20 protein-coding genes are annotated in these 26,573 nt (G+C 40.2%); 17 read left to right on the forward strand and 3 right to left on the reverse strand.

The window, feature by feature from the left end:
• Positions 1-330 precede the first annotated feature (330 nt).
• The 6 genes from HMPREF9072_RS08120 to HMPREF9072_RS08145 all read left to right on the forward strand — a co-directional run bounded on the left by HMPREF9072_RS08120 (position 331) and on the right by HMPREF9072_RS08145 (position 8,040).
• Positions 331-1,128, forward strand: coding sequence for a hypothetical protein (locus HMPREF9072_RS08120; RefSeq protein WP_009411250.1), 798 nt, complete (start codon positions 331-333; stop codon positions 1,126-1,128).
• A gap of 53 nt (positions 1,129-1,181) precedes the next feature.
• Entirely contained in the window at positions 1,182-2,600 is a 1,419-nt protein-coding gene (locus HMPREF9072_RS08125; protein WP_009411251.1) for an aryl-sulfate sulfotransferase, read from the forward strand.
• A 17-nt stretch (positions 2,601-2,617) separates the two neighbouring features.
• Positions 2,618-4,945, forward strand: a complete 2,328-nt coding sequence (locus tag HMPREF9072_RS08130) for a family 20 glycosylhydrolase (protein WP_009411252.1) — start codon at positions 2,618-2,620, stop codon at positions 4,943-4,945.
• 100 nt (positions 4,946-5,045) lie between these two features.
• Positions 5,046-5,816, forward strand: a complete 771-nt coding sequence (gene surE, locus HMPREF9072_RS08135) for a 5'/3'-nucleotidase SurE (protein WP_009411253.1) — start codon at positions 5,046-5,048, stop codon at positions 5,814-5,816.
• Positions 5,804-6,106 carry a hypothetical protein gene (locus HMPREF9072_RS08140; protein ID WP_009411254.1) on the forward strand — a complete coding sequence of 101 codons (303 nt, stop codon included), beginning with the start codon at positions 5,804-5,806 and terminating at the stop codon, positions 6,104-6,106. The genes surE and HMPREF9072_RS08140 overlap by 13 nt, the downstream gene beginning before the upstream one ends.
• Positions 6,107-6,117: 11 nt before the next feature.
• Complete coding sequence (locus HMPREF9072_RS08145) at positions 6,118-8,040, forward strand: LTA synthase family protein (protein WP_034566303.1); 1,923 nt, start codon at positions 6,118-6,120, stop codon at positions 8,038-8,040.
• Between the two features lie 111 nt (positions 8,041-8,151).
• Here HMPREF9072_RS08145 and trxB read toward each other — a convergent pair whose 3' ends face one another.
• Both trxB and HMPREF9072_RS08155 read right to left on the reverse strand, forming a co-directional pair.
• Positions 8,152-9,093, reverse strand: coding sequence for a thioredoxin-disulfide reductase (gene trxB, locus HMPREF9072_RS08150; protein WP_009411256.1), 942 nt, complete (start codon positions 9,091-9,093; stop codon positions 8,152-8,154).
• An 81-nt stretch (positions 9,094-9,174) separates the two neighbouring features.
• Positions 9,175-10,176, reverse strand: coding sequence for a hypothetical protein (locus HMPREF9072_RS08155; RefSeq protein ID WP_009411257.1), 1,002 nt, complete (start codon positions 10,174-10,176; stop codon positions 9,175-9,177).
• Positions 10,177-10,989: 813 nt separating this feature from the next.
• Between HMPREF9072_RS08155 and HMPREF9072_RS08160 the strand changes: the two genes are divergently transcribed.
• The 6 genes from HMPREF9072_RS08160 to murI all read left to right on the forward strand — a co-directional run bounded on the left by HMPREF9072_RS08160 (position 10,990) and on the right by murI (position 17,535).
• On the forward strand, positions 10,990-11,685 hold the full coding sequence (locus HMPREF9072_RS08160) for a DUF6089 family protein (RefSeq protein ID WP_034566304.1): 696 nt from the start codon (positions 10,990-10,992) through the stop codon (positions 11,683-11,685).
• 15 nt (positions 11,686-11,700) lie between these two features.
• On the forward strand, positions 11,701-12,423 hold the full coding sequence (locus HMPREF9072_RS08165) for an isoprenyl transferase (RefSeq protein ID WP_009411260.1): 723 nt from the start codon (positions 11,701-11,703) through the stop codon (positions 12,421-12,423).
• Positions 12,424-12,427: 4 nt separating this feature from the next.
• Entirely contained in the window at positions 12,428-14,962 is a 2,535-nt protein-coding gene (bamA, locus tag HMPREF9072_RS08170) for an outer membrane protein assembly factor BamA (protein ID WP_009411261.1), read from the forward strand.
• Between the two features lie 69 nt (positions 14,963-15,031).
• Positions 15,032-16,060: an OmpH family outer membrane protein gene (locus tag HMPREF9072_RS08175; protein WP_009411262.1), complete on the forward strand. Its 1,029-nt coding sequence runs from the start codon at positions 15,032-15,034 to the stop codon at positions 16,058-16,060.
• 30 nt (positions 16,061-16,090) lie between these two features.
• A complete protein-coding gene (locus tag HMPREF9072_RS08180; RefSeq protein ID WP_016479699.1) occupies positions 16,091-16,624 on the forward strand; it encodes an OmpH family outer membrane protein in 534 nt (177 codons plus the stop codon).
• 101 nt (positions 16,625-16,725) lie between these two features.
• Positions 16,726-17,535: a glutamate racemase gene (gene murI, locus HMPREF9072_RS08185; protein ID WP_009411263.1), complete on the forward strand. Its 810-nt coding sequence runs from the start codon at positions 16,726-16,728 to the stop codon at positions 17,533-17,535.
• A 15-nt stretch (positions 17,536-17,550) separates the two neighbouring features.
• Here murI and HMPREF9072_RS08190 read toward each other — a convergent pair whose 3' ends face one another.
• The gene (locus tag HMPREF9072_RS08190) at positions 17,551-18,525 is read right to left on the reverse strand and encodes a lytic transglycosylase domain-containing protein (RefSeq protein WP_009411264.1); all 975 of its coding nucleotides are present in this window, start codon (positions 18,523-18,525) and stop codon (positions 17,551-17,553) included.
• Between the two features lie 938 nt (positions 18,526-19,463).
• Between HMPREF9072_RS08190 and HMPREF9072_RS08195 the strand changes: the two genes are divergently transcribed.
• From HMPREF9072_RS08195 to HMPREF9072_RS08215, 5 genes are all read left to right on the forward strand, one after another.
• Positions 19,464-21,863, forward strand: a complete 2,400-nt coding sequence (locus tag HMPREF9072_RS08195; protein WP_009411265.1) for a TonB-dependent receptor — start codon at positions 19,464-19,466, stop codon at positions 21,861-21,863.
• Between the two features lie 99 nt (positions 21,864-21,962).
• Complete coding sequence (locus tag HMPREF9072_RS08200) at positions 21,963-24,431, forward strand: M1 family metallopeptidase (protein ID WP_009411267.1); 2,469 nt, start codon at positions 21,963-21,965, stop codon at positions 24,429-24,431.
• Positions 24,432-24,513: 82 nt separating this feature from the next.
• Positions 24,514-25,041, forward strand: coding sequence for a GNAT family N-acetyltransferase (locus HMPREF9072_RS08205; protein ID WP_034566306.1), 528 nt, complete (start codon positions 24,514-24,516; stop codon positions 25,039-25,041).
• A 2-nt stretch (positions 25,042-25,043) separates the two neighbouring features.
• Positions 25,044-25,589: a protein adenylyltransferase Fic gene (gene fic, locus HMPREF9072_RS08210; RefSeq protein ID WP_009411269.1), complete on the forward strand. Its 546-nt coding sequence runs from the start codon at positions 25,044-25,046 to the stop codon at positions 25,587-25,589.
• Between the two features lie 4 nt (positions 25,590-25,593).
• A complete protein-coding gene (locus HMPREF9072_RS08215) occupies positions 25,594-26,517 on the forward strand; it encodes a DUF4300 family protein (RefSeq protein WP_034566314.1) in 924 nt (307 codons plus the stop codon).
• The last annotated feature ends 56 nt before the right edge of the window (positions 26,518-26,573 follow it).

Consider the following 26,573-nt stretch of genomic DNA (forward strand, 5'->3'; position numbering starts at 1 on the left):
AATCTTGGACGATTGGTATAGAAAGGGTATGTAAGTAATTGATTAATACTGTAATACAACAAATCAAAAAACGGCAAAAACGGGGTTTCGAGGCGAAAGAAAGAGAAATAGGCAATAGGCCTTAGGTCATAGGCAATAGGAGGGAGTATGACGGAAAAGGTGGAGTGTAGCGATGCAATAACGAATAATGAACGAAGGAAAGACGAAGAAACAACGAAGAAAAGACGAAGAAACAACGAAGAAAAGACGAAGAAACGGAGAAGGAATAGCGAAGAAACAATAAAGCAAAAGAGAAATTTAAATAAAGCAAAAACGAAAAAATAAAAGCATATGAAACGAGTAAATCTATTTTTAATGGCAGTGTGTTGGACAGCTTTTGTGAGCTGTAGCAAACAATCGAGTGATATTCCTGAGGTGACCATTGATAAAACCAAAGTGATGCGATGGGATTTTAAAACGCTTGACGGTTGGTTATTAGGTAATCAGGACGAGGATTACCCACAAGGGAAGGACAAAGAAACTTATGCTAAAGTGGTAAGTGATTCTTACGCCAAAGATGGTTGGGCACTGAAAATATGGACGAAAGCTCATACTGAACAACGCAAAAAACAAAAAACAGTACACCGTTACGGGGCAGGTATTTACACTTGGCGCGCTTACATTCCGCCGATGGAAACTGGAGCTTGGGCAAGTATAGGCTCTTTCTTGTATAACAGTGAGGGGCACGAAATAGATTTTGAAGTAGGCTCAGGTGATGCTAAACGCAGGAAGAAGTTGGGCGCAAAAGAGGGGCAGGTAGTGGTGTTTATGACCAGCCAGAATAATCCTTGGAAGCAAAATGCTGAGGTGCTTATAGACAGCGACCAATGGCATACTTTTCAGATTAAATTAGCTATCAATCCGCAGAATAACCATTATATTGCTACGTGGCTCATCGATGGGGTGCAACACCTTCATACGGAGCTCAACTATGGGCAACAGTATTCTTTTCGTATCTTTTGCAGTGTAGAGAATATAGATTTTATAGGCGACCGTATTCCTACCAGAGACCATTATGCCTTGTGGGATTATGTGACATATGAGCCTTTTAGTAATGCTATTGAGCCTGTAAATCCCGATAAAGACTAACGCTTTTTTCTTATTGAAATAATTAACATAGAGGAACGAGAAAGATTTAAAATATGAGAAAATCGATTATTATTTTGTTTTTAACCATAGGAGGATTATTAGTCTCGTGTAAAAAAGATGACTCTTTTACCCCTCCGTATCAGGGTAACCTTACCGCTTTTGAGGTGTCTTTGAGTAAGACGAATAACCTTCGCGCGGAAGTAACTGCTACTTTCAGCGGGGAAACGTCTTTCCATATAGCTTATTGGGAAGTGAACCATCCGGCACAAGTACAGCAAACCAATACCTACCAGGGCAAAGGGATAGAACGTAAAACGCTATTGTTCCTCAAACCCGATACTGAATATGCTTGCAAACTATTTTACGGCAATGGATTGGAAACCGAAGTGAAAACCTTTAAAACAAAAAATGTGGAGGCTTTCCTTCCTAATGCAACATTACTGATAGACGACCTAAAAGAAGATATAGGCGGTTATTTTTTTGCAAATGCCCGTAGGAATGGTACAAAAGCCATCTATCTAACAGATACTAAAGGAGTAGTAGTATGGTATGAGCAAGTGCCCGAAGAGCCTTTGGTCGTAAATTACGATGCACAGCGTCAGCAGTTTTACATTCTTACCAATCCTACTTACCCCGTTGGAAGTCCTTATACTTTCAATGCTAAAAGTATTAAAATTATAGACCTCTTTGGTGAGGTAGTATTTCAAAAAGACTTTGCTACTGTTCCCGCACTTAACGGACGGGAAGTGCATCACGAGTGTCGCCCTATGCCCGATGGCAGTATAGGATTAGTAACCTATATTGATAAAACTTTCGACCTCACTGCACAAGGTGGTACAACCACTGATATTGTAAAGGGTGATGGTTTTGTGATTATGAATAGAAAAGGAGAAATCACCCAGCAATGGAGTTGTTTTGATTATGTAGACCCCACTACCGACCCTAATATAAAAACACAAGGGGTAAAAGAAGATTGGCTACACGCCAATTCCTTTAACTACGATAGCGAAGGTAATTACTATATGACGTTTAATCGTTATGGAGAACTTTGGAAAATTAACGGTAAAACAGGGAAGTTACTATATCGCATAGGCGAAAATGGCACCATAAAACCTGAGAAAAAATACTTTACTCACGGGATGCACTGTGCTAACCCGAAAGCACCTAACGAAGTGTTAGTGATTGACAATGCGCGTTCAGATTCCGATACGGGCTCGAGAGCTATTTTGTATAAAGTGAATGAACAAAGCAAAACAGTAACAGTTCCTATGGCAGTAGCACTTCCCAAAGATTTATCCTCATCAAACCGTAGTAATGCACAATTTATAGGTGAGGACTTACTACTAATCACGTTGAGTACCAAAAAACAAATAATCATTACCGACCGCAACGAAACACCCACCATAAAACGTTCTTTTATGTTGCCTTTTACTTTCTATCGAGCACAATATATCCCAACTATTAAATATTAAAAATCAAACCACCACCAATGAAAAAACTTATATTTAGTTTAGTAACACTATGTCTTATGGCTTGTAAAAGCACTGAGCCTGTAATTCATTACGAGGTAATTCCGCTACCACAATCCATTAGTTATACCCATCAGAAACCTTTTGAGCTCGATGCTCAAACCGTGATTACCTATCCACAAGGTGATGCCTTACTACAAAGGAATGCCCAATTCCTTGCCTCTTATCTTAAAGAAATCACAGGGCTAACCCTTACCACTGAGCCCAATGTAAATAGTGGAAAGGTTATTCGTCTTAAAACCGACCTTAAAAAACCTAACCAAGAGGCTTATCAACTTACCGTAGCAAGTGAGCAAATTACTATTGATGGAGCAAGTCCCGCAGGTGTGTTCTACGGCATACAAACCTTGCGCAAGTCGATTGACGTAACAGAACCTAAATCCTTAGCGTTCCCTACGGCTGTGATAGACGATGCGCCTCGCTTTGCCTATCGGGGAATGCATTTTGATGTGAGCAGGCATTTCTTTACAGTAGATTTTATCAAGCAGTACATTGATATACTCGCACTTCATAACCTTAATAAGTTTCATTGGCACCTCACCGATGACCAAGGGTGGCGTATAGAAATCAAAAAATACCCTCGTCTTACTGAGGTAGGTTCAACACGCAAAGAAACCCTTATTGGGCATTTGCTCAAAGATAAACCCCACCAATTTGATGGCAAACCTTATGGCGGGTTCTACACCCAAGAACAGATTAAAGAGATTGTAAAATACGCCCAAGACCGCTATATTACGATTATTCCCGAGGTAGATATCCCTGGACATACCTTAGCTGTGCTTACGGCTTACCCTGAGTTGGGTTGTACAGGCAAGGACTATGCAGTAGGTACCAAATGGGGGGTTTTCGACGATGTACTTTGCGCCGGCAATGAGGCTTCTTATGAGTTCTTAGAAGGTGTATTCGACGAAATTACCGAACTTTTCCCCTCTAAATATATTCATATAGGAGGTGATGAGTGTCCTAAAACACGTTGGAAAGAGTGCCCTAAATGTCAGGCTAAAATTAAAGCGTTGGGCTTAAAAGGCGACGCTGAACACACTGCCGAACAGAAACTACAAGGCTATGTGGTATCGCGCGTAGAGCAGTTTCTCAAGAAGAAAGGTAGAGAGGTAATAGGCTGGGACGAGATTTTGGAGGGAGATAACATTTCACAAGACGCGATTGTAATGTCGTGGCGAGGTACCGAAGGAGGTATAGCCGCAGCACAACGCCACAACCGCGCTATTATGACTCCGCATTACAGTTTGTATTTCGACTATAACCAAGGCGAAGACCCCAGTAAAGAACCACTGTCCATAGGCGAATACCTTCCCGTGAAAAAGGTGTACGACTACGAACCTATCGACCCTAAACTCACTCCCGAACAAGGTAAATACATCTTAGGAGCACAAGCTAATTTGTGGACAGAGTACATCGCGAGTCCTGCACACGCTGAGTATATGCTCTTGCCTCGCTTGGCTGCCTTAGCTGAGGTACAATGGACAGCCCCAGAGAAAAAGAACTATGCTGACTTTTTGAAGCGTTTAGGCAACTTACTCAATTACTACCAAAAAGAGGGATATCATTATGCCAAACACATCTTGGGTGTTACCCCTGTGATTCAGCCCGCTCCTAAGAAAGATGGCATTCAGGTAGAACTCCTCACCGTAGGCAATGGCAAGGTGTACTACACCACCGATGGCACTACTCCTGATGCTACCAAAACGCTTTATACCCAGCCTATCAAACTCAGCAACGAGGTGCTGTTAAAAGCAGTAGCTGTGCATAAAGATACCATAAGTGGAGTGTTTAGCTACCAGTCGTTATTTAATAAGGCTACTTACAAGCCTATACAATTACTTACTGAAACTAATCCTAAATACACTTTTGGAGGGGCTACAGCCTTAGTAGATGCCCAAATAGGTGAAGATTCTTATATCGATGGGCATTGGGTGGGCTTTCCTGGTCGAGTGGGAGTGGAAGCAGTGATTGATTTAGGTAAAGAAGAAGAAATTAGCAATCTCAAAACAGGTTCTCTGTCCGATACGCCTAACTGGATATTCCCAGCCTCAGAAGTCGCTATTTACAGCTCTGCTGATGGAAAAAACTTTCAGCTCATCACTCAGCAACCTTTGAAGATAGCCCAGAAGACCGACCCTATCAAGCGCGTGCCTATCAGTTTGAACTTTGCTAAAACTAAAACTCGCTATGTGAAAGTAGTGCTCAAAGGTACCGTAATCCCTGAATGGCACGAGGGTAAAGGCACACCAGCCTTATTGTTTGTAGATGAAATCCAACTGATGTAAAAATATATATTTTTCATATGTAATATTGCTTTTATTTAAAATTTGTGTACTTTTGCACATCGTAAAGACGCGACTACAAAACGCGTCTTTACTTTTTAGTATGCAAAAACCTTTAATATTAGTAACAAACGACGACGGTATTACCGCTCCTGGTATCCGTTATCTGATAGACATAATGAAAGAATTAGGCGAAGTAGTGGTAGTAGCCCCTGATTCGCCACAGAGCGGTAAAGGGCACGCCGTTACCCTCGATACTACTATGTACTGCGACCCTGTGCCCTCACATAATGGAGCTACTCGCGAATACGCTTGTAGTGGTACACCTGCCGACTGTGTGAAAATAGCCAAACACGAAGTGCTGAACGGTCGTCTGCCCGATCTCTGTGTGAGTGGTATCAATCACGGTTCCAATGCTTCTATCAACGTGATATATTCAGGAACGATGAGTGCTGCTATCGAGGCGGGTACTGAGGGCATTCCTGCTATTGGTTTTTCATTATTAGACTCCAGTTGGAATGCCGACTTTTCGCAAGCGCGCTCTTATATCAAAAATATTGCTGAAAAAGTACTCGCTAATGGTTTGCCCAAAGGAACAGTGCTGAATGTGAATATACCTAATATCAAGAAGGAAGAAATAAAAGGCGTAAAAGTATGCCGTCAAGCACGTTCGCGCTGGATAGAAAGTTTTGATAAACGCGTGAACCCGCAAGGGAGAGTGTACTACTGGATGACAGGTACTTTTGTGAATGAAGACCAAGGTACTGATACTGACCAATGGGCTCTCGAAAACGGCTATATTTCAGTAGTGCCTATTCAATTTGACCTTACGGCTCACCAAAATATTCAAGAGTTAAAGCAATGGGATTTTTAAATATAAATCAAAAGCGCAAAGACCAAATCATTGGTTTTATAGCAGGTATTGTTGTAAATGTGATAGGGGTGATAGCCTATGTGCTTATCTTCTCTAAATTTAGTATTGCTACTACCTTGCAAGATGCCTATTACAAGAGATATTTAGGTAAACTCATACTCTTAGGAGCCCTATTAGACCTTGCTATCTTCTTCTTTTTTATCAATCGTTATGAAAACGAACGCGCACGTGGTGTACTTATCGCTTCGTGCGTATTAGCCTTTATAATTCTGCTATTACAATTCACTTAAAATTAAATACAATGAGAATCAGAGAATATGTAGTTTTCTTATACCGTATCTTCTTGGTATACTTATTTTATGCTATTGCACGTGGTTTGTTTATCTATATGAATCGCGGACTGATGGGTGATTATAACACATCCGACCTTTTCTATTATGGATTGGCGTTTGATAACTGTGCTATAATGTACACTAATTTGCTGTTCATACTGCTCAGTTTACTACCTTTGTGGGTAAATACCCATAGGAAATTTCAGAAAGTAGTTTTTTGGTCGTACTTTGTACCTAATACGATTGCTTATGCCACCAATTTTATTGATATGGCATACTACCCTTTTAGCAAGTCTCGCCTTACTTCGGCATCGTTTGCAGTTATAGAACACGAAAACAACAAAATGAAAATATTCAGTAGCTTTTTAGGAGGCTATTGGTATATGTTCGTAGGCTTCTTTTTACTGATAGCTCTTTGGGTTTTTCTTTATAAACGCGTGAAAAACGTCGAAGTGCCTATTACTCAAAAGAAATCTTATTTTGGTTGGTCTACTGTATTTTTCTTAGGCTTCGGTACTCTGATAATGATGGCTATACGAGGCGGTGGTTTTACTTCGGATACGCGCCCTATCAATATGCTTGATGCTAGCCGACACGTAAATACAGCTCCTCAGGCTGATGCGATACTAAACACGCCTTTTTGCCTTATTCGCAGTATGGGTAAGAACAAAGGATTTAAAGAATATCACTTTGTAGATGAAGCCTACATCAATGAGAGTTTAAAACCTATTAAGCAGTACAACCGCGAAGTAGCTACCAAGCCCAATGTCGTCCTCTTTATTTTAGAAAGTTTCGGCAAAGAGTATTGGGGCTGTATGAATACTAAAACCCATATTCCTAACTTTAAGTCGTATACTCCCTTCTTAGACTCGTTAGCACAACATTCACTTGTGCTCGACAATGCTTATTGCACAGGACGTCAGTCAATACACGGAATGTCGTCAATGTTGGCAGGAATTCCCTCTTTTCAAGTCGCTTACACCTCATCACCTTATGTGAAGCAACCCACACAGTCTTTGGTGTCTATTGCCAAAGAAATGGGCTACGATACCTCTTTCTTCCATTCAGCACCCAATGGTTCTATGGGATTCTTAGGTTTTTCTAATATCTTAGGTTTCGATCATTACTATGGTAAAAATGAGTACAATAACGATGCTGATGACGATGGACACTGGGGAATTTGGGACGAACCTTTTTTCCAATATATGTGCAGGACTTATTCTCAAAAGAAACAACCTTTCTTAGGTACTATTTTCACACTCTCCTCCCACCACCCTTTTCAAATTCCTAAGCAATATGAGGGCAAATTCCCTAAAGGCAACTTAGAAATTCACCAATGTATTGGCTATACCGATTACGCTCTCAAACAATTCTTTGAGTGTGCTAAAAAACAACCTTGGTATAACAATACTATCTTTGCTTTTGTCAATGACCACCCTAACCAAATCTATTACGACCTTTACAAAGAGCCTATTACAGGCAAAGGAGCGGCAATTATGTTTTACAGCCCTAACCCTAATTTAGTGCCAAAGGGGGTAAATTCAGATATTGCCCAGCAAATAGATATTTATCCTTCGTTAGTAGACCTAATGGGTTACCATAAGCCTTTCCGCTCTTGGGGGCGCAGTGTGTTTGCCAATCTTCCTGATGAAACGCCTCGCGCTTTTATCTCCGATGCGCTTATGTACCAAATGATGCAAGGTAATTACATCTATATCATCGACGAAACAGGCAAGGTAAACGGAGTGTACAAGAAAGAAGACGGTGCTCTCAAAAACAATCTCTTGGGCAAAGAAGACAATGCCGAAATACAAAAAGGTATTAAAGATTTAAAAGCCTTTATGCAAGACTATATGGATAGAATTATCAATCATAAGCTTAGTTTAAAATAAAGGTAAAAAGTAAGAAACAAATCCAGCGATAGCTGGCAGGTTAAATAGCAAAGCGCGATGTTTAGAATAATAAACATCGCGCTTTCTTATCTCATATCTCTTACCTCTTAGCTATTCAAGAGTAAGAAGGTATTTCTCTGCGTCCAACGCTGCCATACAGCCCGAGCCTGCTGCCGTAATAGCTTGGCGGTAGCGCGTGTCGGCAGCATCACCAGCTATAAACACCCCTGCTACATTGGTGAGCGAAGTGCCCGCTACATTCTTAATATAGCCCACCTCATCAGTGTCGATATAAGGTTTAAACACATCGGTATTAGGTTTGTGACCGATAGCTACAAAGAAACCTGTGATAGCTATTTCGCTTATCTCCCCTGTTTTGTTGTTGCGCACTTTAATGCCGGTAACTACTTGTCCGTCACCTAATATCTCTTCAGTTTCAGTATTAAATAGCACTTCTATTTTTGGCGAATTGAGTACGCGTTCCTTCATAATTTGTGAAGCGCGGAACTCATCGCGACGCACGAGCATTGTTACTTTCGAGCAAAGGTTCGCTAAGTAAAGCGCTTCCTCACAAGCCGAGTCGCCTGCCCCTACAATAGCCACGTGTTGATTGCGGTAGAAAAAACCGTCGCACACAGCACAAGCCGATACGCCTCCTCCTGTTTGCAAATAGTGCTGTTCTGAGGGTAAACCTAAGTATTTAGCCGAAGCACCCGTAGCGATAATCACAGCATCAGCGTGGAGCTCTTGGTCATCTACCCATACTTTGTGTGGGTGAGCCGAAAAATCTACCTTAGTCACCCAGCCGTTGCGAATATCAGCCCCAAAGCGTTTAGCTTGTTGCTCTAACTGCATCATCATTTCGCTACCCATTACTCCCTCAGGATATCCCGGAAAATTCTCTACTTCGTTAGTAGTAGTGAGCTGTCCACCAGGTTGTTCTCCTTGGTAAAGCACAGGGCTTAGGTTCGCGCGCGAAGCGTAAATAGCGGCAGTATAGCCCGCAGGACCTGAGCCTATAATTAGGCATTTTATCTTTTCAATGTTTGCCATAGCAATTTTTTCTTTCTTTTAATTAGGGTGCAAAACTACAAAAATAATACCAATCTACAAACCTGCCAATTTGTTAACTCCTTAATAGGGTAATGTTTCTACAACTGATTCTTTATAAAAACTCTCAGCAGAATATAACCTATCTCCGATACTGATGAACAAGCTGTTAGACGTATTTTCTTGCAAAAAATGTTGTAAAAAGTAGCTCAGTATATCTTGGGCTTCATTCAAAAAGATGTAGTATTGGTATAGGTAGATAGTTTTTACCTCAAAGGGGATTTGTACCAACCATTCTTTGGTAAATGTTCTTCTTAAACGGTTGTATTTAGAGAAACACACCCATTGATAGCCGCATTTATTGGAATATACTTGCGTATAATTCACCGAACCCGTTACTTTGTAAGGAATATCTTTCAAATAATTGGTAATAGTTACTTTATCGTCGGCAAAAAACAAGCAAACTTGCTCTGTAGCCACCAGAGGAGGTAATATAAAATCAGATTGCGCTAATTTTTCTTTCCATTTGCGCAAAATTTTTAGTATTAACTCACGGTTCTTCTTGCTTTTTACAAAAGTAGGGAGCTTCGCTACCATTGTCATTCCCTCACGTTCGCGTAGGTCAGAGGCAATATAGTCTTCCATTATTTGCAAATGACTCATATTTCTCGCCCAAAACAAGTTACCACGCACGTTTTCTTGAAAAAAGTACGGCAACCCAAAAGTGTTATCACATTTTAGTCCGTTAGGTGCTATAGGGTTAGGTTTGTGGTACAACTTGTACTGAGGTTTCACGAGGTACTCTTCGCCACACTTAGGACATTTCACTTGGCAAAGGTCTTTCTTTTCTTTGAGTCCGCCTTGTCGTTGTTCAATTGGGGTGCCACAATTGGGGCAGTGTAGTTTTACTGTAGCTACAAACAACTCCAAATTTTCACTTGTTTTCTCAAATCCACAATGCTCGCAACGCACTTTACTGCCACCTTTATCTGTTACTACGGCAATTTTTTGACACTCGGGACAGGTTACCCAAGTGTCGTCTTTCCATAGAATAAGGTGTTTTTCGGTATATCGTTGCTTCGTCATTTTTACTTTTTAGTTATAAGTAATTGCTCATTAAAGAGCATCTTTTGTATAACAATCGTATAAGGTTTTTATAAGTTTCCTATAAGCTACCCTTCATTTTTACTGAGGTTTCGAGCCCCCATATTTTCAATTTCTGAAAGCAAAAGTACAAAAAATATACTAATAAACAAAAAATTAAACCTCTCATTTACTTTTGCAACAAACCTTAGTGAAGCTCCTCCCTCCGCTGGCGTGTTTCTTGTAACTCGCACTTCTGAGTCTCTCCGAGATTCTCAGAGAACTCTCATTAACCACACCTCCCATATGCTAATTCCTAAATTTGCTAATCTGCTAATTTTCTTTCAATTTCTCCACCCTAATTGTTACTTATTTTTATGTCCGACAAGTCTAACCAGTAGAACCAGTGATATCAGCTGATAGTAGCACTATAAGTCCAATCAGTATTCAGTTAGTATTCCATTAATCTTCGGTTAGTCTTCACTGTAGAGCCACTGTAGAGCCACTGTAGAGCCACTATAAGTCCACTGTAGTTCCGTTTAAGGTTTATTAAAAATCCGTCAGATGTCTCACAGAGCAACCACAAGGTACTTCTTGCTACCTACTCACAAGCACCTTTCATCTACCCACTTTTCACAAATCACCCCCGATAACTTATAATTCTTTATAAAAATAAATATACTTATATTGTGTTAATAATCAATGATATATAAAGAATTTTAACAGCTAATTAAAAAATCCAAAATAAAAAAATAGGAAATAATAAATGTTATTTCATATAAAACACGTATATTTGCGCCTTGCATAGAATAGCGTATGTACAGATTTATACACATTACATTGATACTATTGGCGATGCATATGGCATCGGCACAGCAACACGAAATCGGTGTTTTCTTAGGTGGAAGCAACCCCATTTCAGATGTTGGTAGAACCTATTATTTATATCCTAACAAAATCGCTTTTGGTGGGATATATAAATGGAATTTCCACGAACGTATGGCAGTTCGTGTGCAGGTTACTAAGTCCGAACTTAGAGCTAACGACGTCCAATCCGATATCCCTGGTAAACGCAACCGAGGGTTCGCTTATTCAAGTGATATTACCGATTTGGCGGTAGGCACCGAGTTCAATTTCTTTAGCTACAGAATCGGCAATTTGCTCGATATGCCTATGACCCCCTATGTGTTCGTAGGTATAGCTGGGCTTTGGCACGACGATTTGTACTTCGACCCCTCCTATCCCAAACCCGTTGAAGCTAGCGATACTACACGTCGCGACTTCGATGTGGCTGTGCCCGTAGCTTTCGGTTTTAAAGCTAAAATCACTCGAAGGCTTGTTTTAGGAGGTGAAGTAGCTTTCCGTTTTGCCCTTACTAATAACGTCGATGGTAGTGCACCCGAAAGAAAATCCTTTACATTCGGTAACATAGGAAGAAGTTACGACTGGTACGCCTTCTCAGGTCTTACCCTTACCTACACCTTCGGCGAATGGCCTTGCTATTGTAGATAATTTCACTTAAAACCAATGGAGATTACGAACTATCCAAAGCATCTGGCTATTATAATGGACGGTAATGGGCGTTGGGCAAAAAAACAAGGTTTGCTCAGAGCCTATGGTCACGAAAAGGGAGTGCAAACTGTGCGACAAGTAGTGGAATATTGTGTGGAACACCGTATTCCATACCTCACCCTTTTTGCCTTTTCTACCGAAAATTGGAAACGACCCGCCTTAGAAGTAAAAGCCCTAATGGAGTTATTGGTAAAGTTCCTGAAAAAGGAAGTTGATAATTTGCACAAAAATAATGTAAGACTCAAAACCATTGGCAATTTAGACCGTTTCCCTCCTAAACCACGCGAAGCCCTACTTGCTTCTATCGATAAACTCAAAAACAATACAGGGCTTACCCTTACCTTAGCCCTCAACTATGGAGCACGTGAAGAAATCCTAACTGCTATAAAAGAAATTGCAGCAAAAGTAAAAGAAGGCACACTTATTGCTAATACAATTACCGAAACAACACTACAAAAACACCTATACACCTACGACTTACCCGATGTAGACTTACTTATCCGCACCAGCGGTGAGGAGCGCATCAGCAATTTTTTATTATGGCAAATAGCCTATGCCGAACTCTATTTTACTGAAGTATTATGGCCTGACTTCACAAAAAAACACTTAGAAGAAGCCCTATCAAACTATCAAAATAGAGAAAGACGATTTGGAAAAACAAGCGAACAACTTACGTAAAACTATGCTGAAAAAATTTTTATTGCTTGCTTTCTTGGCTTTTGTAAGCCTTGTAAGTGCACAAGAAGAAGATAGAATATCATTAGGAAAAGGAAGAAAATATACAATTGGTGGCATTGAAGTTACTGGCGCAAAACGTTATAACGAACAAACTATCCTCACTACTTCGGGTTTGAAAGTAGGTGATGTAATCGAAATCCCCAGTGAAAAATTCAGCTCCATCATTCATAAGCTATGGGGCTATAAGTTGTTTAGCGATATTAATATTTATATCAAGCGCGTAGAAGGTGATACCGTATTCTTAGAGTTAGCTATCAAAGAAACACCTTCATTAGTCGATGTAAAAGTAACAGGTATCGGACAGAAAAAAGCAGAAACCCTCCTTAAAGATGCCGAAATTAAAAAAGGAGTAAAGGTAAACGAAAGCCTTATTGCTAATACTAAAAACTATATCACTAATAAATATCGAAAAGATGGTTATCTCAACACCAAAGTAACCATTGATACCAAAATAGATACTACCGATGCCAATGGTGTAGATATGCTCATTCATATCGATAGAGGTAATAAGGTAAAAATCGATAAAATTACTTTTGAAGGCAATCAGCAATTCACCTCAGCCAAGTTGCGCAAGAAGCTCAAAAAGACAAAACAAGTGCGTTTCGGTCGTTTCTGGAAACGCTCCAAATATGTTAAGAAAGACTACGACGAAGATTTAACAAACCTCGTAGATTTCTATAAAGAAAAAGGCTATCGCGATGCTCGTGTGGTAAACGATACGCTTATTAAAAATAAGGACGGTAACGTAAGTCTTAATATAGCAGTAGAAGAAGGGAAGCGTTATTATTTCGGTGATATCCGCTTCTTAGGAAACTCAGTCTATAACGACCGTGTGCTCAATCAAGTATTGGGTATCAAAAAAGGCGATGTATATAACGGAGTATTGCTCAAAAAACGCATTCAAGACAATACCAAACCCGATGCCGAAGATATAACCAACTTATATCAAAATAGTGGTTATCTCTTCTCGCAAATACACCCTGTAGAAACCTCAGTAGTAAATGATACTATCAATTTCGAAATACGCGTGGTAGAAGGGAAGCCTGCTTATTTTAATAAAATATCAGTAACAGGTAACGAAAAGACTAACGACTATGTAATTTATCGCGAGTTGCGTACACGTCCTGGTTATCTATATAGCAAAGATGCCGTAGTGCGTACCGTTCGTGAGTTAGGGCAGTTGCAACTATTCGATGCTCAAAACATCAATCCAGAGTTTAAAAATGCCGACCCTAATGCAGGAACCGTAGATATAGAATATAAACTCACCGAAACAGGTTCAAGCCAAGTGCAGTTGCAAGGAGGGTACGGTGGAGGCTCATTCATAGGTACACTTGCCCTTTCATTCAATAACTTTTCTATTCGCAACTTGTTCAACCCCAAAGCCTATCGCCCAGTGCCTATGGGCGACGGTCAAGCACTATCACTCAGTTTTCAAATAAGTAGATACTACCGCACTTATGGGTTTTCATTCACCGAGCCTTGGATGGGAGGTAAACAGCCTGTGCAGTTCTCAGTGTCATTCAGTAGAACCGAACAGTTCGGGTATAGTTACAGGAGCTATGATGTAGATAAGAGTAAACGTGTGTATATCACAGGAATAAGCGTAGGTTTAGCCAAACGTTTGAGAGTCCCCGATGATTATTTCCAAATCGCTCATACTTTAAGCTATCAGCATTATGATTTGAAGAATTATCCTAATTTAGGACTCTTTACTTTTAAAAACGGTAACTCTAATTCATTAGCTTATACTATTTCGCTATCGCGTAATTCAAGTGGGCCTAACCCTATCTATCCAATGTCAGGAAGTAGCTTTACCATTAGTGCGAAGCTTACCCCTCCTTACTCATTGTTCAATAAGGTAGATTATGGCAAACTACTTGAAGAACGTGAAACAGCATCTACCAATAAAGATTCTGAAAGAATAGCACAAATAGACCAAGAGCGTTTCCACTGGTTAGAGTTTTATAAGCTCAAGTTTACCTCAGCTTGGTATACCAATATTTACAGTAAATTTGTATTAAAGTTTGGTGCTGATTTTGGTTATTTGGGAGCTTATAACAGCAAACGCGGTATAGTACCTTTTGAACGTTTCTTTATGGGAGGCGATGGCTTAGGCTATTACTCGATGGACGGACGTGAAAACATACAAATGCGCGGGTATGAAAACTATGCCCTTTCCGCCGATGATGGCGAGACTGTGTTTAACAAGTTCTCTCTGGAATTGCGTTATCCTATTACTCTTAAACCAATGGCTTCTATCTATGGCTTAGTATTTGCCGAAGGAGGTAATGTACACAATGGATTAGAGAACTTTAATCCTTTCCAGATTAAGCGTTCAGCAGGTTTAGGATTGCGACTCTTTATGCCACAGTTCGGTATGCTGGGTATTGACTTTGGGTATGGTTTCGATAACCCTGCCAATAGCAATAACCGCAGTGGCTGGCAAACACACTTTATTTTTGGACAACAATTCTAATTTTTGGCACGATATTTTCTTTTATGAAAAGAGAAGGCTAAAAAGTAGTATATACATTTGATAAATGTTATGAACAAACTACAAGCGTTATTTATAGTACTATTGTGTAGTGCCTGTTTTACTTATGCACAAAAGCCATCTCGTATTGGCTATGTGGATATGGATTACATATTATCACACCTCGAAGATTATAAAGTAGCAAGCCAGCAGTTTGCCTTACAAGTAGAGCAATGGGAGGCTGAAATAGCCAAACGCCAAGAAAAGATAAAGGCTGAAAAAGATAAGTTAGAAGCTGAGAAAGCTTTACTTACTCCCGAGCTTATCAAAGATAAAGAAGAAGAAATAGCTCTGTTGGAATACAACCTAAATGCCTATAAACAGCAGAAGTTTGATGCTAAGGAAGGAGAGTATATCACCCAAAAGTTTATGCTTGCTAAGCCTATCCAAGACCAAGTGTTCAATATAGTGCAAGAGATAGGCAAGATGCGTAAATACGACTTTATCTTTGAGAAGAGTGACGCCACTATGTTATTCTCTAATGAACAACATAACTTGAGTAAAGTAGTGCTTCGTGCCTTGAAGAAGAAAGACAATGTCGAAGATAGGAACAAAGATATGGCTCAGCTCTTAAAAGAAAGCTATGATTTTGAGTTTGTAGAAGAACGCGTTAAGAAACGTAAAGAAGCTGAAAAAGCACGTGAGCAACGCCGAGTACAATACGAACAAGAACGTTTGCGCAAAACTGAAGAAATGAAGCAACAGCGCGAACAGCTCAAAGCAAAACGCGAGAAAGAGCAAGCCGAGCGTCAGCAGAAGTTTCAACAAGAACGAGACGCCCTTAAAGCGCAACGCGAAAAAGAACAAGCTGAACGTGTACAGAAATTCCAACAACAGCGCGATTCTATAAAAGCACAACGGGACAAAGAACAAGCCGAACGCCAACAGAAGTTACAAGAACAGAAAGAACAGCGTGAGAAGGAAATAGCTGAACGCCAAAAGAAACTTGAAGAACAAAGGGTGCAACGTGAAAAAGAACAAGCCGAGCGCCTTAAAAAACAACAAGAGGCGAGAACACAAACGCCTACAACAAATCAGTAAAAATTTTTAAATAACTAATATTACAAACAGATGATGAGAAACATTAGAACGTTGATGATTGCATTGGCTCTATTCTTAGGAGCTACTACAATGCTTACTGCACAAGTGAAAATCGCTCATATTGATGTGCAAAAACTTTTAGAAGAAATGCCTGAAAGAAAATCAATAGAGTCACAATTAAAGAAAATGGAGCAAGGATATATGAACGATATTCAAGCAGCTATTAAAGAATTGCAAGCTAAGGCTCAAAAGTATCAGAATGAAGCTGCTGCTCTTACAGAAGCACAACTTAAAGCTCGTGAAGCAGAATTCCTCAAAAAATCAGAGGAAATTAAAACTATGGAAGAAAATATCCGTAAAACACAACAAACTGCTGCTGAGAATTTACAGAAAAAGCAACAAGAATTGGTAGAGCCATTGCTTAAAAAGGTAAAAAGCTCTATTGAGAAAATTGCTAAGCAAAGAGGACTTCAGTACGTATTGGATTCAAGTGCAGGCTCAAGCGTGATTGTAGCTACAGGAGATGACCTTTACAGTACAGTTAAAAAGGACTTAGGATTTTAGTTCGTAGATTTTTAAATTATTAGATATTTTTTCTTATGAAAAGTGTTCGCTAAGTGAACACTTTTTTTTATTTTTGCAACTGAAAAGAACCTTATTTTAAAATGACTTACTCAACATCACGTACAGCACCTATTGGTTTGTTTGACTCTGGAGTAGGGGGGACTACTATCTGGAAAGAAGTAAACGCACTAATGCCTAATGAGAACACCCTGTTTATAGCAGATAATAAAAATGCTCCTTATGGTGAGAAGACTAAGGAGGAAATCATTGCATTATGCGATGCGAATACGCGTTTTCTGTTAGAAAATAATGCAAAAATTATAGTAGTTGCGTGCAATACAGGTACTACCAATGCTATATCGTATTTGAGGAATAAATATAAAGAAGTACCTTTTATAGGAATAGAACCTGCTATAAAACCTGCGAGTTTGCAGAGTGTTACTAAGAAAATAGGGGTATTAGCAACCCGCAGTACACTTGCCAGCGACCTTTTTGCTAAAACCAGTGAGCACCTTAAACAGGAAGAGCAAGTGGAAATTATAGAGCAAGTAGGGGAGGGGCTAGTAGACCTTATAGAAGCGGGACGTATAAAAAGTCCTGAAATGACGCTATTATTACGCAAATACCTCTTACCTATGGTTGCCGAAGGAATTGATTATTTGGTGTTAGGTTGCACTCATTACCCTTATTTGTTACCACAAATACAAGAGCTCATTCCTCCACACATAAAGGTAATAGATTCGGGGTATGCGGTAGCTAAACAAACGCGCAATATACTTTCTCAACATCATTTACTGAATGATGATGCTACTGCAGAGGCACAACACCTTTGGCTTGCTAATGGCAAGGTAGAAGTATTGCAACAGTTTGCACCCAAGAATGTCGAACACTTGAAAATTTCTACTTTCTGATATTTATTCTTAAAACTATTTCTTGGGAATCCTGATATAATACGCTTTACCATCTATATTATCTAGCCTTTTATCGCGTAGCCAAGGATTGTATAGTTTTAGGTCTTTATAAGTAATGTTCTGGCTCTTGGCGAATTGGGTGAGATTTTCAATGGTAGAATCTACCATTACATTGTAAGTGGGCAGTTCGTTATACAAATGTTTCTTCTCGAAGATGAAGCCGTACTTCTTAGGGTGCTTCATTATCTCTTTTAGGGCTAAAATACGAAATACATAGCGTGAAGTTTCGGAGCTTAGCCATAAATCATAATAATTATTAGTTTCTTGAAAAGAAGTTTGCTTATTCATTCCTGAGATACCGGCATTATAAGCAGCGGCAGCCATCGTCCACGAACCTGTACTGCGCTTGGCTTTGTTTAAATAATCGCAGGCAGCTTGGGTGGCTTTTTCTATGTGATAACGTTCGTCTACTTGGTCGGTTACTTCTAAGCCGTATTCTTGAGCGGCGGGTTTCATAAGTTGCCAAAAGCCACTTGCACCAGAGGGTGATACCGCATTTGTGAGTCCGCTTTCTATGATGGCTAAATATTTGAAATCATCGGGGATATTATTGCGTTTGAGGATAGGTTCGATGATAGGGAAGTACTTATTAGCACGCTTGAGTACCAACAAAGTATTGGATTGCCAATAGGTATTTACGATAAGCTCTCGGTCTAAGCGCTCGTGTACATCGGGGTCTTCCAAAGGTACTCTTTCGCCAGCAAAGTCTAATTTTTCGGGTAAATCGATGGCAAATACTCTGTAATCATTAGAGAAATCACTTTTATGATGAGTTTCTTGAGCTGAAAGAGGGTTCTGGGCTACTTCGGCTTCTGCTTGTTCGTAGATGTTGTTTTCTTCTTTTTTTACTGACATTGCATTGACCAAAAAACCAGAGAGCAAAACTACTCCTCCACCTGTGAGCAAATATTGTATCGTTCTTTTCATCATTTTTTCTTTTGTATAGATTGGGGCAAAGATAGTAAATAATTCTTTAATACCAAATAATGTTAGAAATTAGAAAATTAGAGAATTAGAAAATGAGAAAATTAGAGAATTAGAAAATTAGAGAATTAGAAAATTAGCAAATGAGGAAATGAGGCGCGAGTTTGAGTTAGAGGAATGAGGCTGTGCCTCAGAAATTAAACAAATTTTAAACAAAATCAAGGTTGCGCCTTGTGAAATGGGGAGAGAGATTCGTCGGAGTTTTTGGAGAATCTTAAAGAGGTTCTGAACTTTCGGAAGATATCGGAGAGATTCGGAAGAAGGTTAAGAGGGTTTTTGGTGAAAAAAGGGTGTAAGGAGGGTGGGGTTAGCTTATAGAGAGCTTATAGGAAGGCTTATACGAATCTTGGACGATTGGTATAGAAAGGGTATGTAAATAGTTGGTTCATAATATAATACAACAAGGCTAAAAACGGTAAAAACGGGGTTTCGAGACGAAAGAAAGAGGAAGAGGTGATAGGCCTTAGGCCATAGGCACTAGGAGGGAGTATGACGGAAAAGGAGAAGGATAATTAGGGAATTAGCAAATTAGAAAATTAGTAAATGGGAAAGTGTAATAGAAACCTCCCCCTTTTACACATACCCAGCTGTCGCTGGCTACCTCCAAAGGGGGAATGTAGGGACGGAAAAAAGGGAAGAGAAATTAGAGAATTAGCAAATTTGAAAATGAGAAAATGGGGTGGTGTGGAGTCTTAGGGCCATAGGTAATAGGGGAATGTAGCGACGGAAAAAGGGGAATGTAGCGAGCGAAAAATAAAGATAAGGCGAAGGTAAGATATATAAACCTCCTTGTTAAAGTAAAACAATAAAATAAGTTAATTCTTTTTGCGGAGTGTGTTTTTTATTTTACATTTGCACCATTATTCACCATAAACAATATTTTAATGAAAAGTTTTATTTTCTTTCTTGCTCTTTTTTGTGAGCTTACCCTTTCTGCTCAAGCACAATACACTGTAAAAGGCTTCGTCCATAACGCTTCGCTTGAGGGAATTCCCAAAGTAGCTATTAAAGTATTAGATGCTGATACGAACCTTATTGTAAGCGAACCTCTTACGGGAGCTAACGGACTCTTTAGCTTTACTTCTTCTCCTCGTAAGTTGCGCATTTATATTGAAAGTACGGGTGATTATTTGTCGTATACGGGAGAGCCTTTTCTGTTAGACAAGAATATTGATATGCTTGCTATTGCACTTAGCACTGCGGTAGATTTGGAAGAAGTAGTACTTACAGCTACTCAGAAGAAAGCTGCTGTGTATATGGAGCAAGGCAAGATAGTGTTTTCACCTAAAAACAGCCTAACACACTCTTCGGGTACGGCACTTGATGCACTGAAAAGTACGCCCAATGTGGTGGTAGACAACCAAAATCACCTGAGCATTGGCGGAAAAAGCAATGTGTTGGTGCTCATCAATGGGAAGCCTACTTATATGCAGCCCGACGATTTGGCGAACTACCTGAAATCTATTCCAATGGCGCAAATCAAGAAAACGGAATTATTACTTAATCCGCCTGCCGAATATGAGGCACAGGGAGGAGCAGGAGCGGTGAATATAGTATTAGACAAAAAGACGGTGGAAGGCACGTTCTTCTCCTTAAATAACGGGGTGTCGTATTGGTGGAATCTGCGACAGAACACAGAACTCCAATTGCAACACAGCGTGAAGAAGGGTATTTTGCGTTTGGGTTATAATCATCAGTTGGGGCATTACGCAATGGATTACGGCAGTGAGCGCCTACAAAATGGCTTGCGCTACGAAAGTCCTACCGATGATACCGAAAAGCGCAAAACGATTGCAGGGCATATTGGCTATGACTATTTGCCCGATGAACAACATACCTTAGGGGTGCAACTTTCTGCCAACACGTTATTTGGCAAAGGAACTACCAGCACGACTACCCGCTTTTTCAATGCTGCTAATGTATTGGAAAAGACGCTATCGGGCTATAACGATTACTTTATGCAAAAAGCCAATCGATACAGTGCCAATGCTTACTACACGTTTACTCCTTCGGATAACGAACGCTATCAGTTGGACATAGATTACGCTTTCTTTGATGGGGGCTCGGGCAATTGGCAACCCAACACTTACCGTTCGCCTGAGGGTACTATACTTTCTCACGAGATGTACCTCTCCGAAAACGACCGCAAAATACATATCTTTGCTACTTCTTTTCGTTCGGAGCTACCGTTATGGGGAGGCAGTCTTACAGCAGGTGCTAAATATTCACAAGTATTTTCGGATAATAGTTTTCATTTCTTCAAGCACTTGCCTATCCACAATATCATAGATGTAAACCGCTCCAATGCTTTCGACTTCAAAGAACGTATTTTTGCCGTATATGCCCAGTATCACTACCCTATTACCGAACGCTTGAATGCTGAGGTGGGTGTGCGTAACGAGACCACTTTTTCTAAGGGAGTACTATTGCCCGTTGTGGGCAGTGCAAATAGCCAACAAGAACACAAAAAGCACTATACCAATTTCTTTCCTACCCTGAGTTTGCAATACCAATGCAACGATGACCTACAACTATTTGCAGGTTATAGCACGCGTATCAACCGACCTGAATACCAGAATCTCAATCCGTTTGAATACCTATTAGACGAATTATCGTATTGGAAAGGGAATCCGTTTTTAGCCCCTGAGAAGATACAAAAACTCACTCTTTCGGCTTCGTATAAAAAGACATCTTTTACAATGGCTTACAGCTATTCTACTGATTTTTTTAGCAGTATTAGTGAACCTTTTCAGCATAATAAGATTATTTCTATCCCTCAGAACATAGGTAGCCAGCACCATTTACTTTTTTCGCTTTATCAAGAACTCAACTGGGGCAACGGCTGTCAGACGACTATTACCCCTAACCTCAGTTATATAGAGAACAAAGGCACTGTGTTGGAAGGCACGGAGTTACACCTCAATCGTTGGCAGTACAGCCTAACGATGCAAAATTACTTTCGCTTGCCTTGGCAACTGAAAGGCGAACTCACGGCAGTTTACAATTCGCGCAGATTAGCAGGCATCAACGAGATAGCTAAATCATCAGGAGGTATAGACCTCGGTTTGCAACGCCTTTTCTTAAACAATCGTCTTACGGCTACCTTTAGTTTTACCGATATTTTCCACACCCAGCGTTGGGACAGCGAGAGCCATTTGCCTAACTTAGACCTTTATGCTTACGGCAATAGCGAAAGCCGACAGCTTAAACTGAACTTCACTTACCAATTTGGAAAAGCTAAAGAGGCACACGTAAATGAACTGGAAGAAGTACAACGGTTGTGATTTTTTGGTGTTTTATTTCGCTATAATCGCAAAAAGCTATATCTTTGCATTTGAAATTATCCCTTGGAAATATATTTTTCAAGGCAATAAAATAAGCTAATGAAAAAAACACTTTTTACTATTATTGCCCTGTTGCTTTCGGGCTACACTTTTGCACAGACGGATACTTCGGGGCGAAGCCTCTATCGTGCTACTCCTGAGAAGAAAACTGCCTTAAAGCACACGAAATTGAAGGTAGATTTTAACTTCACTAACCAAACACTCAACGGCGAAGAATGGCTTACTGCTTCTCCTTATTTCTATGCTACCGATAGCCTTATCCTCGATGCAAAGGCTATGCTTATCCACAAGGTGGCTTTGGAACAGAACGGCAAGCAAAAGCCTCTTTCTTATAGCTATAAGAATGATATGTTGAGAATAAAACTCAACAAAACTTACCAAAAAGGGGAGACCTATACCGTGTACATTCGCTATACGGCACAGCCTGAAAAGGTAACCGATAAGGGCAGTCGTGCGATTACCGATGCCAAAGGGCTTTACTTTATCAACCCTAACGGAGAAGCCGACAAGCCTATGCGCCAAGTATGGACGCAGGGTGAAACGGAAGGCTCTTCGTGCTGGTTTCCTACCATCGACAAGCCCAACCAAAAGACTACTCAAGAAATAGAAATGACAGTGCCCGATAGCTTTGTTACCCTCTCTAACGGGGTGCTAAAAAGCAGTGATAAGAAAGGCAATATGCGCACCGACTATTGGGTGATGGACAAGCCTCACGCACCTTATCTTTTCTTTATGGGGGCAGGAGAGTTTGCCGTAGTAAAAGATACGCCTTGGCGCGGTAAGGTGCCTATTGAATACTATGTAGAAAAGGAATACGAGCCTGTTGCAAAACAGATATTTGGAAATACTTCCGAGATGATTACGTTCTTCTCTGAGCGTTTTGGCTATGACTATCCGTGGGCTAAATACGCCCAAATGGTAGTGCGCGACTTTGTGAGTGGAGCAATGGAAAACACTACGGCTGTAAGCCACGCCGAGAGTGCTTATCAGAGCGCAGAAGCTTTGGCTGACCAAAACTATTGGGAGCCTATTATCGCACACGAATTGGCACACCACTGGTTTGGCGATTTGGTAACTACCGAAAGCTGGTCGAATCTCACCGTAAACGAGTCGTTTGCCAACTACAGCGAATACTTGTGGTTGCTACACAAATACGGCAAAGATGCCGCAGAATACCACCTTAGCAATAACACCCTTCAATACCAACACCGCGCCAATGATTTTGCAAAAGATTTGGTGCGCTTTGGCTATGATTCACGTGAGGATATGTTCGATTTGGTATCTTACAACAAAGGCGGGGCTATCTTGCATATGTTGCGCAATTATCTTGGTGATGAGGCTTTCTTTGCAGGGCTTACCGATTACCTCAAAACGAATGAATACGGCACGGGGGAAGCTCACCAATTACGTCTTTCGTTAGAAAAAGTGAGCGGTAAAGACTTGAACTGGTTCTTCAACCAATGGTACTTTGGCAATGGTAATCCTACTGTGAATGTAGAAAAGACGTTTAGCAATGGTAAATTGACCTTAAAAATCATTCAAACACAAAGCGAAGACCTCTTGTTTCAGTTTCCGTTGGATATAGATATTTACAGAAATGGCAAGGCAGAGCGTCATAGTGTTTGGGTAGATGCTCGTAAAGAAAATACTTTTACTTTCGCAATGAAGAAAGCCCCAGAGCTGATAGATATCAACCCCGAAGGTGTGGTGCTGATAGATGAGCAATACCAAAAAACGTGGGCGGAGTATTTGTACCAAATGCAACGCGCTAAATCACTCAAGAGCAGAATGCAAGCGGTAAGTGCGCCAATGGCTCCTGACGGCAAAGATATTTTGCTCGCTGCTCTTAAAGACCCCTTTTTCCAAGTGCGTATACAAGCATTGCAAAAACTCGCTAATTATGAACTGAATGCCAAAGAAATGGCAATGGTAGAAAAGATTGCATCTTCTGACCCTGAGAACTTAGCTAAATCGGCAGCGATATGGGTATTAGCTACCTCAAAATACAAAAACAAATACGTTCCTTTATTTGAAAAATACCTTGGAACTCCTTCGGGGGCTATCAAGAATGCTGCTATCAATGGGATAGCTCGTACAGATCCCGCACGCGCTAAGAATATACTTGAAAAAGGAAGTGTTAAAGACTTTGATACCGACCAATTAGCGGGATTATCAGGAGTAATTGTAGACAACCAAATGGAGCAGTATCTCCCTGCGATACTTCCTTATTTTATATACTATCCTTTCTTTGAAAAAGACAATCCTGACACAGCTGTCAACTTCAAAAAAGGCTATGAGTGGGCAATGCACTTAGACAATACTTCACACGTGGAGCTATTGGCTGAATCACTCAAAGAAATCGCTAAAGATATGGAGAACCCTGCTGCTAAAGAGATGCTCAAAAACGTATTGGACGAGGGAATCACTATCAAACGCGGCTTAAACCAAACTGAATCGGTAAAAAAACAGATTAAGATGTTGGAAGAGATTAAAGAAATGTTTAAGTAGTGGTTAATGATAAACTTTGCCAAGTTATTTGCCCGTGCGGCTCGCACCTTTGGCAAAGTCTATTTATAAAATATTTAAGTTTATGGAAGTACTTCACACAATGCGTCTTTTGCTTCGTCCCTGGAAAACAACAGATGCCGAAGCCTTATACGCACAAGCGCACAATCCTATTATAGGCAAGCGGTGCGGTTGGTTACCTCACAAAAGTGTAGAAGAGAGCCAAAAGATTATTGAGGTTGTCCTTAGCAAGTCTCATAGTTTTGCTATTTGTTTAGCAAACAACATTCCCATAGGAAGTATAGGCTTGCTTTTACAAGGAGAGAGCAATCTTCCTGTAAGCGAAAATGAAGCTGAAATAGGATATTGGCTTGGAGAAGACTTTTGGGGCAAGGGCTATGTTACTGAAGCTACCCTAAGGGTAATACAATATGCTTTTGAACAGGTGAACCTTACCCAGCTATGGGCAGGCGCATACGAGGAAAATATTGCCTCACAGCGAGTACTTGAAAAATGTGGTTTTGGTTATCATCATACCATTGAAGATTTCTTGTTTCCGCTTATAGGGGAGAGGCATACAAGCTTAATATATACATTAAACAGAGAAAATTGAAGATGAATACTCAAGAAATCGACGCGCAAAGTTTACAAAAAGCCTATCGTCTTTTTGAGAGTGGGACTATAGAGCAGATAGAAGTAGGTATCACTAAAGGATTATGCGAGATACATCGCTATCTTTTTGAGGGGCTTTACGATTTTGCAGGTGAGATACGTCGGCTAAACATCAGCAAGGGCGGTTTTAAGTTTGCCAATGCGATGTTTTTGCACGCTATCCTACCCGTAATAGACCAAATGCCTGAAAATACTTTTGAAGAAATTGTAGCCAAATACGTAGAGATGAATATTGCCCACCCTTTTATGGAAGGCAATGGACGTGCTACTCGTATATGGCTCGACTTGATACTCAAAAAACGCTTAGGCAAAGTAGTGAATTGGCAACGGATAGATAAAGCTCCTTATCTCCAAGCAATGGAGCGTAGCCCTATCAACGATTTGGAATTGCGCTTTTTGTTGCAACCTGCCCTTACTGATAAAGTAAACGACCGTGAAGTAATTTTTAAAGGTATAGAACAATCTTATTATTATGAAAGTAATGACTAAAACAATGAAAAGACTTCTATTGATAACTATTCTTTCTTTGGTAGCAATTTCTTGCCAGCAGAAGAAAGCAACAACTGAAAAGGCAGCTGTTACTCTCACTTATTCTAATTTAGTAGATACCGCTACCCAAGATGAAGTGCAAAAAGCTCTTACAGCAGCGGGGATATCTCAGCAAAATGTAGCCTCTTTTTTGGAAAGTGTAGCCCTTTTCAACCAAACAGTAGGCGATAAAGCAGGCTTAGTACCCAAAGGATTTGTTACTATTGACAGCTTGCTACCTAAGTATGATGAGGTTGCTATACAAAGCATTTGGACGGCTAAATACCCTATGTTTCAAGGCTATAACTGTCGTCTTACCTCTTTCACCCTCTTGCGTGATTTAATTTCTTTCCCTACGGATAAAAAGTTTGCTAGCAAAGAGGAAGATGAGGTGCTTTTTATAGACCGTGAATCCTTGCACAATACTCCTAAGAAGTTCTTTACCTCTGAGGAAGAAAATAACTTTTTTACCCTCTTTACCGAGGTGCTCACTACTAATACCAAAGATATAAACACTCATTTGCAGGCGATGCAAGAAGCGTGGAAAGAGCGCGGTATCAATTTCCGTTATAAAAACGACCCTACTAAGGCATCGCTTATCTCGGCAGTCTTCCATTCCCAAATCACCCCAGAGGAGAACACACTTTTTGTAGGACACGTAGGAGTATTAGTACCTTTTGACGGCAAGTTGCTCTTTATAGAAAAACTCGCTTTTCAAGAACCCTATCAGGCAATAAAATTAGAGAATCGCACCCAGCTCAGTGATTACTTAATGAACCGATATGATATAGAATGGGAGCAACCCAATGCCATTCCGTTTATAATGGAAAACGATGTGCTAATGGACGGCTATCGCCCCAATCCATATAAAAAAGAACAGCGATTGTAAGAAGATAATTGTCATTTGTTAATTAATTTCTATCTTTGCAAAAAATAAGTAGGTGT

Source organism: Capnocytophaga sp. oral taxon 324 str. F0483, assembly GCF_000318315.2.
GTDB lineage: Bacteria > Bacteroidota > Bacteroidia > Flavobacteriales > Flavobacteriaceae > Capnocytophaga > Capnocytophaga ochracea.